We start from the raw sequence: 2,668 nt of genomic DNA, 5'->3' as shown, positions 1-2,668 counted from the left end.
AATTGTATCATGAAAGATTTTGTTCTCGAAAAAGAAAACATTATTCGTAAATATGGTGAATGGACCGCTTATGATATTAAATTAACGGATACTCTATATACAAGAGATACTCGACAACCAAATCCTGCGTTAAAAAAAATTGTGACAATGATTCAAGATATCACACAATGTGATTTTAAAAATCTTCGAATCTTAGATTTAGCTTGTTTAGAGGGGCATTACGCTATTGAGTTTGCTATGCAAGGAGCAACTGTTGTAGGGATAGAAGGAAGAGAATCAAACGTACAAAAAGCTATATTCGCTAAAGATTTATTAAGGTTGGAAAACTTAACCTTTTATCAAGATGATGTAAGAAATTTAAGTGCTGAAAAATATGGTCAATTTGATATTGTTTTATGCTCTGGCATTTTATATCATTTAGATTGCTCAGATGTATTCCCTTTTTTAGAAAAAGTGTATGAAGTATGCAAAAGGTTTGTAATAATTGATACTCATATCACTCATACTCCGAATGTATCAGTACTCTATAAAAATTATGAATATAAGGGGCACACAATGCTAGAACACTCTGCTAATTCATCAATAGAAGAACGTTTAAAATCAAAATGGGCATCATTAGATAACATTACTAGTTTTTGGATGACAAAATCCTCTCTATACAATTTTTTAACGCGAACAGGTTTCTCTTCTATAAATGAATCCAGAAGTTTAGTTCAAGAAGATAGGGTTACTGTTGTAGCTTTTAAGAAATATCCTATAGAAATTAAAAGCTCTCCTGAAACAGAAAAATACATTGAACCCGATTATTTAGAATGCTAAAAATAACACGTTTAAGTTTAATATCCTAATCACTCTGTATGAGGTTGTACTATATGCCTCTCAAGCTAAAATCTTAAAGTATCCCTAAACAAAATTATCAATTTTCCAAAAGCTATTTATATAAATGCAACTTGTTGTTTCCGTTTTGAGGGCACTATAAAGTTTTAGCTTGATAGCACCGCATTGCTATCAACTTAAAAAAATACTTCCGAAAACAAAAAATGAAAAGAATAATAAAAAAGCTTATCATAACGTGTTGAAGGATAAGCTTTTTTATTTAGAGTTCGATAGAACTCTTAACTTAGGAATTCCCCCACTTCTAAACGAAGTGAAAGAGGGGGGAATTCAATTGTAATTACAACAAATTAGTTAAGAAAGACTTAAATACAAGTGGTTACTAAAATAGTGCCTTTCTTAAATTGTTCGCATTTAATGTACCTCATGTAACAGTCTTCTTATCTCATTTTTTCTAATAGTCATCCCAGCTTCAGAAACTGTGTAACGGAAACCAAAGAAACATGAAGCTAATTAATATAGTAAAAGAACCATTTAAAAATATGTTGAGATTATAAAATCGTGCCAAGAAAGGATTGCTCATTTTATGCTTCTACAGTTCATACAATAAATTGATGAATTTCTAAAAGCGGAACCATATTCGGAAATTTAGGCTGATGGTGAGTGAAGTAAAGATGCTTGGTGTTGTGAAAAATTAGGTAGTTTAAAAGGGGATTTTTTATGAAGAATGAACGAGTAGTAACTTGTAATAAAAAACGAAGTATTGCAGTCGTTACAATTCAAAATCCACCAGTCAACACTTTAAGTTTAGAAGTAGTTCAACAATTAGTAGATGTATTAGAGGAAATAGAAATTGATAATGATATTTCAGTCGTAATTATAACTGGAAGTGGAGAAAAGGCCTTTGTAGCAGGAGGGAATATAAAAGAATTTCCGGATTGGATGGGCAAAGGTGAAAAATATGCCGAGATGAAATCATTAGAATTGCAACAACCTCTTAATCAACTAGAGAATCTGTCTAAACCGACTATAGCTGCTGTTAATGGGTTAGCGCTAGGTGGTGGATGTGAATTAGCACTTGCTTGTGACTTAAGGATAATAGAAGAACAATCTTTAATTGGATTACCGGAAATTACGTTAGGTTTATTTCCTGGGGCTGGAGGAACCCAACGCTTACCTAGATTAATTGGAGAAGGGAAAGCAAAAGAGGTGATGTTCACAGGGAAATCGATTACAGCTAAAGAAGCAAAAGAAATAGGCTTGGTTAACTACATTACCCCTCGAGGAGAGGCGTTAAATAAAGCAAAAGAGATTGCAAGGGATATAAGTAAATTTTCTCTTCCAGCTCTCGCCTATATGAAGTTGGCAATTCGCGAGGGGGCAGCAGTACCTTTACAAGAAGGGCTTGAAATTGAAGCGCGTTACTTTGGAAAAGTATTTCAAACAGAGGATGTGAAGGAGGGGGTAAAGGCATTTATTGAAAAAAGAATGCCGCATTTTACAAATAAATAAAATGGGACGAAAAAAGTTATCCAGGTTTATTCTACACTATGTCAACATAGATGCTGTTTTTAAAGCTATTTATTTGTTTTTCGCAACACCTTTCAGATCTAGTTCGTCTAATAAATAGATTTGTAGTAGCATGTCTATTTCAAAAGTGAAAATAAATAAAAAGGCGGAGGAATAGAATGGAAAATGGTACAAATGAAAAGGAAATAAATCAAACGCCTTTAGTAAGTGTATTAATTCCTACGTATAATCGTCCACACTACTTTGAAAAAGCTTTATGTAGTGTATTAGAACAAACGTATCCTAATATAGAAATTATAATAGG

General features: G+C 32.6%; 3 protein-coding genes. All 3 read left to right on the top strand.

Features of this window, described 5'->3' with window-relative positions:
- Positions 1–9: 9 nt before the first annotated feature.
- Positions 10–819: a class I SAM-dependent methyltransferase gene (locus ACQGSG_RS28215; RefSeq protein WP_426948627.1), complete on the top strand. Its 810-nt coding sequence runs from the start codon at positions 10–12 to the stop codon at positions 817–819.
- 735 nt (positions 820–1,554) lie between these two features.
- Entirely contained in the window at positions 1,555–2,346 is a 792-nt protein-coding gene (locus ACQGSG_RS28210; RefSeq protein ID WP_426948623.1) for an enoyl-CoA hydratase, read from the top strand.
- Between the two features lie 176 nt (positions 2,347–2,522).
- Positions 2,523–2,668: glycosyltransferase family 2 protein (locus ACQGSG_RS28205; RefSeq protein ID WP_426948625.1), on the top strand; the 146-nt coding region annotated here is incomplete at its 3' end.

It is taken from the genome of Bacillus sp. GMa5/1 (genome assembly GCF_050172015.1).
GTDB classification, from domain to species: domain Bacteria; phylum Bacillota; class Bacilli; order Bacillales; family Bacillaceae_G; genus Bacillus_A; species Bacillus_A cereus.
This window is presented reverse-complemented; position numbering and strand designations above follow the sequence as displayed.